This is a genomic window from Streptomyces soli (assembly GCF_003999195.1).
GTDB lineage: Bacteria > Actinomycetota > Actinomycetes > Streptomycetales > Streptomycetaceae > Actinacidiphila > Actinacidiphila soli.
The window spans coordinates 25,247-31,977 of the sequence record NZ_RJVR01000125.1; the positions used below are offsets into that span (position 1 = coordinate 25,247).

General features: G+C 67.8%; 5 protein-coding genes. 1 reads left to right on the top strand and 4 read right to left on the bottom strand.

The window, feature by feature from the left end; genetic code table 11:
- The first annotated feature begins 14 nt into the window (after window positions 1-14).
- Entirely contained in the window at window positions 15-1,076 is a 1,062-nt protein-coding gene (locus EFK10_RS10935) for a fatty acid desaturase family protein (RefSeq protein ID WP_127355529.1), read from the top strand.
- A 593-nt stretch (window positions 1,077-1,669) separates the two neighbouring features.
- On the opposite strand, the gene EFK10_RS47250 is transcribed toward EFK10_RS10935, so the two are convergent.
- The 4 genes from EFK10_RS47250 to EFK10_RS10960 form a co-directional block, all read right to left on the bottom strand.
- Window positions 1,670-2,764 (bottom strand): esterase/lipase family protein, encoded by a 1,095-nt coding sequence (locus EFK10_RS47250; protein WP_127355530.1) that lies wholly within the window; start codon window positions 2,762-2,764, stop codon window positions 1,670-1,672.
- A 475-nt stretch (window positions 2,765-3,239) separates the two neighbouring features.
- On the bottom strand, window positions 3,240-3,914 hold the full coding sequence (grpE, locus tag EFK10_RS10950) for a nucleotide exchange factor GrpE (RefSeq protein ID WP_164835928.1): 675 nt from the start codon (window positions 3,912-3,914) through the stop codon (window positions 3,240-3,242).
- Window positions 3,911-5,809, bottom strand: coding sequence for a molecular chaperone DnaK (dnaK, locus tag EFK10_RS10955; RefSeq protein WP_127355531.1), 1,899 nt, complete (start codon window positions 5,807-5,809; stop codon window positions 3,911-3,913). Before dnaK ends, grpE begins: the two co-directional genes overlap by 4 nt.
- A 34-nt stretch (window positions 5,810-5,843) precedes the next feature.
- On the bottom strand, window positions 5,844-6,554 hold the full coding sequence (locus EFK10_RS10960; protein WP_127355532.1) for a hypothetical protein: 711 nt from the start codon (window positions 6,552-6,554) through the stop codon (window positions 5,844-5,846).
- Window positions 6,555-6,731: the final 177 nt, after the last annotated feature.

Here is a 6,731-nt window from a genome sequence, read left to right on the forward strand (position 1 = left end):
TGAGGAGTCCTCCCATGAACGCAACCACCACCGCCCATCTGGACGACACCGACGTCGAAGCGTTCGGCGCGGAACTCGACCGCATCCGCGAGGAGATCATCGCAGAGCGCGGCGAGAGCGACGCCCGCTACATCCGGCGGGTCATCGCCGTGCAGCGCACCTTGGAGGCGGGCGGACGCGTCGCACTCCTGGTCTCCCTGTTCCCGCCTGCGTGGGCGGCGGGCACCGCGATGCTCGCCACGGCGAAGATCCTGGACAACATGGAGATCGGCCACAACGTGCTGCACGGCCAGTGGGACTGGATGCGGGACCCGAAGATCCACTCCACCACCTGGGAGTGGGACGCGCTGACCCCCGCCGCCGCCTGGAAGCACACACACAACGACCTGCACCACCGCTGGACGAACGTCGTCGGCCGGGACCGGGACGTCGGCTACACGATCCTGCGGATGAGCCAGGACCAGCCGTGGAGGCCGGACCACCTCGCGCAGCCCCTCTACAACGCGGCACTGGCACCACTGTTCGAATGGGGCATCGCCATCTTCGACCTCGAATTCGACGCCGCCGTGCAGGGCAGGAAAACCTGGCGGACGTTCTTCGGCGAACTGCGGGGACTAGCGTCCAAGGCCGGCCGCCAAATCGGCAAGGACTACGTGCTGTTCCCGCTGCTCGCCGGCCCGTCCGCCCTGAGCTGCCTGCTCGGCAACCTCACCGCCGCCACCACACGGAACCTCTGGTCGCACACGATCATCTTCTGCGGCCACTTCCCCGACGGTACCCAGACCTTCCGGGAAGAGGAGATCGAAGGCGAGACCCGCGCCCGCTGGTACCTGCGACAGCTGCTCGGCTCAGCGAACATCGAGGGCGGGCCGCTGTTCCACGTGCTCAGCGGCAACCTCGGCCACCAGATCGAGCACCACCTCTACCCCGACTTGCCCAGCAACCGATACGCGCAGATCGCGCCACGCGTGCGCGAACTGTGCGACAAGTACCGCCTGCCCTACACCACCGGACCCCTCGGCAAGCAGTACCGCCAAGCCTGGAAACGGGTACTGAGGCTGGCGCTACCCGGGTAGGAGACAGGCGCCCGGATGGCGGCGATATGACCCAGGAACCTGTCGACGACCGCAGCTCAGCGTCGCGGACGTCACGCAACGCCGGAATGACCCAATCGGTAGTAGGACCGCAGCGTCTACGGAATGCAGGAAGTGGTCGGGATCTCGGAGGTCCCGGGATCTGGATCTTGATCGCCTGATGGGATCTATGCTCGAAAGCCTCTGCCTGCCGGTACGCCCGTGTGGGGATGGCAGGCGTGGCTGCCATGTCTGACGAGAGGCGCCGCTCCCCGCTCCGGCCAAGAGAAGGCGGGGGCGGCGGTCGGTCCTCCTCTGCGGAGCGGAGCGATATTGGCAACACCGAATGCAGCCAGCTGCGGCCGGTAGATCACTCCTTCGATACCGCGAGCCCATCTCGCAGGGTCCAGCTGATGGCGATGCGGCGACGCAAGACCCTTGTGATCTGCCGCCGTCGCCATGAAGACATCCACACTGGGCGCAGTACCCCAGCACTACGGACGTGATCACTGAAGAGCCGGATACCTGGAAATCGGGCCCGTCTGGTTCGGGAAGGGGTGTCGGAAAAGGACCGGGACCAATCCCGGCACCGCGCCTCAGGCCGACTCACCGCCCAAAAGCTGCACCCAGGCCGCCGCGGCCGGGCGCTTCTGGAGGTGCTCGTCGTGGAGCACTCGGCAGACTTCCCTCGCGACCCTGGTGTGCAGAGGCAGCGAGACGTGGCCGACGGCCCGTACGGCGACGTTGCTGACCTGGAGATCCGGATGAACGAGTCGGGCGTTGGCGGCGGGGAAGACCAGCTCGTCTAGATCGCTGTGGAACGCGACGAAGCGTGTTCCACAGCCGGGGGCGGGCTCGGCGAGTTCGGCGAGCACGTCGCTGCCCGGCCGAAGCTGCCGGATCACCGGGTGCGGCAGCGGCAGCATGGCGGCCAGCGTGCCCTGGTGCGGGGCGCCTAGGGTGATCACCGTATGCACGCGGGCGTCGCCGCCCATACGCTGCACGTAGTAACGGGCGACCAGCCCCCCGAGGCTGTGGCCGATCACGTGAACGCGCTCGTGACCGGTGCAGTCGCACAGCCGCTCCACTTCTTCGGCCAGCAACTGGGCAGCGCTGCGGACATCGGTGGCCAGCCAGCTGTAGTTCAGCGTGGTCACCTGGAGGAAGCCCTCCCGCTGCAGCCTCCGTCTCAGGATGTGGAAGATTCCCCGGTTGCTGCTCATCCCGTGCACCAGCAGAACGGGAATACCGCCAGTTACGGCCTTTTCACGGAGAAGCCTACGAACCGGCGGAATGCCGTCTGACTGCGGGCCGGGACGAGCGTCGGCCGTTTCGCGGTCCTCGCTCATGCCGGAGGGATACAGAGCCAGGGCCGTAATGATCGCGACCACCTCCACAGCGGCCCCGCACACGGCTGCGGTGAGAGCACGAACCGGGAACAGGCTCATGCGGGAGGGGCCCAGACCAGCAAGCGCGGGAACCCGGTGTCCGCGGCACAAGGGGCGGCAGCGTTCTGCGTCATTTGTGACGCTCGCGTACTGCAGCGTCCGAAAAGAAGCATGCGGTGACTCCCTGCGCCTGCACGGTGAGCTATCGGATTCCGACCGGGTGAGCGGCCACGTACAGGCGGCTACGCTCCGAGCCGGACCCACCCGATGCCCGCGGCATGGGTGACTGACCTGGTCCCTCATTCCCGTTCGTTGTGTTCGAAGGGCCGCCGGGCGGACGGGATCGGTACCACGCCGACCGCCCAAGCGATGGCGAGGACGTTAGACACAAGCTCCGGGTGTTAGCAATACCAGGTGACTCACCTCACGTCAGGAAGCCGCCGTCATGACCGACTTGTCATTCCGTATCCGACATTTCCGTTCCGTGTTCCGGGGAGCGTGGTGGTACGGCATCCCGGTGCCCCCATGGAGACATTGCCTGTGGGGTGTCGGCAACGGGTGAAATGAGGTTCTGGATCACTTTTGGTGCCGTCTCGACAGAAGGTCACCGTCCGTGCCCGCAGCGGCCTGGGTCACGCCGCGAGGAGTACGCGCTTACGCAGGAGGTCGAAGCTGGCCGGTCACGTCCGCTGGAGCGGTGTACGCGTTCTACGTGATCCGGAGGGATGCGGCTGTGGGGACCTCGGTGGCCGGCGCAGCGCGAAGGGCCGGGACAGAGTTAGCCAGGCTGGTTCACCCCTGCCCTGGTCCGGGCGGGGCAGCCCGGCGGTCCGGACACGGTCACCTGGGCGGGGCGCAGTAGGTGGTCGCCGACGCGGTAGCCACGCCGGAGCACCGCCGTGCAGACCGGTCGGCCGATTTGGCTGGACTGACTGTACGTCAGTGCTTCGTGGGCGGTGGGGTCGAAGAGCTCGCCCGGTTCGCCGACGGGCTGAAGGCCCAGCGCGGCGAGTCGGCTTTCGAGCATGTCGGCGATGGCGGCGGACCCCTCGTGGAGTTCGCCGTGTTTTCGGGCCTGCTCGAGAGCGTCCAGGACCGGGAGCAGGCCCGCCAGCACATTGGACACGGCGATCTGTCGCACCGCCAGGCGGTCGCGGTGCATGCGCTTGCGGTAGCTGGTGTACTCGGACTTCAGGCGCTGCAGATCCGCCGTCCGCTCCTCCAGTTGCCGTCGCAGCGTGGCATCGGGCGACGGAGCGGGGGTGCCGGTACCGGCCCGCAGCATGAGCGCACCCTCGCGGCCCGCCCGCTCGGGCGGAGGGGCGCCGGCGTTCTCCTGGTGTGCCTCGCGCCGCAGTTGGAGGCTGACCCGGTCGATCCTGCGCTTGTCGCGCACGACCCTGGAGGTGGGGTGGTCGCGGTCGCGGGGGACAGGGTTCTTCGGGAAGCTCATCCGGCGCCTCCCTCCTTTGCCTCGTCGTCAACGATTTCCGCATCGACGACGTCCTCCTCGCCCTGGCCTTGACCGCCGGTGCTCTGGTCACCGCCCGCGCCGGACGTTGTCGCGCCACCGCGTTCCGCCTGCGCCTGGGCGTACATGGCCGTTCCGATCTTCTGCGCAGCTGTGGCGACCTTCTCGGTGGCCTGGCGGATGGCTGCGGTGTTTTCGCCCTCGGCGGACTCGGCCTTCAGCTTCTCCTTCAGGTCCGCGACGGCGGCCTCGACTTCGGACTTCACATCGCCGGGGATCTTGTCTGGGTTGTCCCGGAGTAGATTTTCGGTCTGGTAGACGAGGCTCTCCGCCTGGTTGCGGGTCTCGGCCGCCTCCTTACGGCGCCGGTCCTCGTCCACGTGCTGCTCGGCCTCGCGCATCATGCGGTCGATGTCGCTCTTCGGCAGCGCCGAGCCACCGGTGACCGTCATGCGCTGCTCCTTGCCGGTGCCGAGGTCCTTCGCGACCACGTGCATGATGCCGTTCGCGTCGATGTCGAAGGTGACCTCGACCTGTGGGACACCACGGGGGGCCGGCGGGAGGCCGGTCAGCTCGAACATGCCGAGCCGTTTGTTGTACGCCGCGATCTCCCGTTCGCCCTGGTAGACCTGGATCTGCACCGACGGCTGGTTGTCCTCGGCCGTGGTGAAGATCTCCGAGCGTTGGGTCGGGATCGTGGTGTTGCGCTCGATGAGCTTGGTCATGATGCCGCCCTTGGTCTCGATACCGAGGGACAGCGGGGTGACGTCCAGCAGCAGGACGTCCTTGACCTCGCCCTTGAGCACACCGGCCTGCAGCGACGCGCCAATGGCGACGACCTCGTCCTGGTTGACGCCCTTGTGTGGATCCTTGCCGCCCGTCAGCTGCTTGACCAGGTCGGTCACGGCCGGCATCCGCGTGGACCCGCCGACCAAGATCACATGGTCTATACCGTCCACTTTGATCCCGGCGTCCTTGATCGCGTTGTGGAACGGCCCCTTGCACCGCTCCAGCAGGTCGGCCGTCAGCTGCTGGAACCGGGCGCGGGTCAGCATCTCGTCCAGGTGCAGCGGGCCCTCGGCCGACGCCGTGAGGTAGGGCAGGTTGATCGCGGTCTCGCTGGCCGAGGACAGCTCGATCTTGGCCCGCTCGGCGGCCTCGCGCAGGCGCTGTACGGCCATCTTGTCCTTCGACAGGTCCACGCCGTAGCCGTTCTTGAACTGCGTGACCAAGTGGTCGACGACGCGCTGGTCCCAGTCGTCACCGCCCAGGTGCGTGTCACCGTTGGTGGCCTTGACCTCGACCACGCCCTCCCCGATCTCCAGCAGTGACACGTCGAAGGTGCCGCCGCCCAGATCGAAGACCAGGATCGTCTGGTCGTTCTCCTTGTCCAGCCCATAGGCCAGAGCGGCGGACGTCGGCTCGTTGACAATCCGCAGCACCTTCAGGCCGGCGATCTCCCCCGCCTCCTTCGTCGCGGTCCGCTGCGAGTCGTTGAAGTACGCCGGTACGGTGATCACGGCGTCGGTGACGTCCTCACCCAGATACGCCTCCGCGTCTCGCTTCAGCTTCTGCAGCACCCGTGCCGAGATCTCCTGCGCCGTATACCGCTTGCCGTTGATGCTCCCGGACGCGGGGAACCGCCACTGGGCGTCGCCCATGTGCCGCTTGACCGACCGCGCCGTGAGATCGACGTTCGTCACGGCCTGGCGCTTGGCGATCTCGCCGACCAGCACCTCGCCGTTCTTGGCGAAGGCCACGACGGACGGCGTGGTCCTGGCGCCCTCGGTGTTGGCGATGACCGTCGGCTCGCCGCCCTCCAGCACGCTGACGACCGAGTTCGTCGTCCCGAGGTCGATGCCGACTGCTCGTGCCATCTCCAGACTCCTCCCTCATGCCATGCCGGTCGGCCTACGACCCGGGCGGGCCGAACCACGGGGCGCCGACCCGCGTGAGGTACCTGTCGGTGACGTGGTTGAGGATCCGCCGGGCGTCCCGGAACCGCTCCGCGACCTGCCCGACGACGGCCAGCTGCGTCGTGCGCACCGGAGCCAGCTCGCAGGCCTGTCGGTACCACCGCCCTCCCAGGTGCTCCAGCAGCTCGATCGGGGGCGCCGTCGCGAGGCCGCCCTGCTCATCCGGGGACAGTCCGGCGGTCCGCAGCAGCCGTGCGGTGTCGACCGGCCCAAAGGCATACAGCTGGGCGTAGTCGGGAAACACCCCGGCCAGGAACAGCGATACGTCACCGAGCCGCCGGTAGACCCCGGGCCGGTAGGCAACAGGGATCTGCTCGGCGAGCTGGGCCAGCCGGACCGGGTCCAGCTCGCTGTACCGCTCGGCCCGCCACCCGTGCGGGGTCCGCGTCCAGTACCGGCCGCTGGTCACCCGTACGAACGACGCCAGCAGCTCCGCCAGGAACAGCCGGTGCATCGGATCGTCGAGGAAGTCCCTCAACTGCGGCGCGTCGAACACCGGCACCTTCTGCCGCGGCCCGGGTCGCTCGGCCACATACCGTACGACGGCCAGCTCCCGCGCCGCTCGATGCACCGCCACCAGAAACGCGAAGAACGGCGACACCCCGATCAGCCCCACCGGGTCGTCGCCGTATACCCGCTCGAACACCTCTGGCCGGTCAAAGAGCCCCGGCACCTCCCCCGGCCTGCGCCGCACCTCCTTCCCCGGCTCCCGCCCCAGGCCAACACAGTGAGGTGCCCCGAGGTTCCCGGACAGAGATCCAATAGAATCTCTGTGTAAAGGGAATGAGGTAGAAGTGGCGCCACCCAGCAAGTACTCGCCGGA